Origin of the sequence: Mariniflexile sp. HNIBRBA6329 (assembly GCF_043558645.1) — a bacterium.
GTDB lineage: Bacteria > Bacteroidota > Bacteroidia > Flavobacteriales > Flavobacteriaceae > Mariniflexile.
Genome location: NZ_JBIFXS010000038.1, coordinates 1 through 1,034 on the forward strand (window position 1 = coordinate 1; position 1,034 = coordinate 1,034).

The 1,034-nt window shown below is 29.7% G+C and carries 1 protein-coding gene; it reads left to right on the forward strand.

What is annotated here, in order from left to right; translation table 11 throughout:
- Window positions 1-229: 229 nt before the first annotated feature.
- Window positions 230-814, forward strand: a complete 585-nt coding sequence (locus tag ACGK9U_RS16085; protein ID WP_394467578.1) for a Crp/Fnr family transcriptional regulator — start codon at window positions 230-232, stop codon at window positions 812-814.
- Window positions 815-1,034 lie beyond the last annotated feature (220 nt).

The following is a 1,034-nucleotide window of genomic DNA, read 5'->3' on the forward strand; positions in this document are numbered from 1 at the left end:
TCATGAATGAGCCTAATGCCCCTTTGGGGCTAATCTGAAAATCAAAGCCTCCGTTTTTAACGGAGGTTTTTTACTTAAATAAGTTTAGTGTTTCCATCATTTATTACAACTAAACAAATTAATATGCCAATTGTAGAAAAGTTTAATCAAAGAAGTATGAAAAGAGTAACTTTAGCTTAAGAAAATTTAAATTCACTTTATTAACTTATTTTAATATAAGTTTGGTTATATGGATTACTCAGGACCTCATGCAAATTTTTTAAATTCAATTAGTAACATACCTGAAGATGTTATTCAAGATCTTTTGAAAATATCCGAGTTAAAAATCGTAAAGGCGGGAAATCAGATAGTAAGGCTAAATGAAGTTCCAACTAAGGTTTACATGTTAGTTTCTGGAATTGTTAGGTGCTATTTAAGTACAGAATCTGGAAAAGAATTTAATAAAAGTTTCTACTTACCACTAAGCTTTCTAGGCCCCTTGACTGCTTTGATACAAAAATCCCCTTCTTTATTTGTATTTGAAGCCCTTCATGATACTGAATTCTACGAGGTTGATTATTATAAACTTATCGAATTGTGTAAAAAAAACGAATCACTTAATATGTTGTATTCTAAAGTTTTAGAGTCGACATATACAACGTATGAAAAACGATTGGTAGAATTAATTTCATTAGATGCTAAAGACCGCTATTTAGAATTACAAAAACAAATTCCAAATGTAGACGAGTTGATTCCACAGTACCACATAGCTTCATATTTAGGTATAACCCCTGTACAGTTAAGCAGAATAAGAAAAAAAAATGACAAGTATTAACATTTGTTAACACCTAAGAAAATGTTAAATTATATATTTGATCCGATTTCCTTAATGAACTAAACTATTTAAGTAAAGGATTGATAGCTAACCAACCAAAAAAAAACAGGTAAAATTATTTACCTGTTTTTTTATTTTGTAATATGTCCCGTCCTGAAATAGCGATACACTAAAACCTTAGTGTAATGAAAACACCAGAAAACAGTGGGTATGTAAAGCG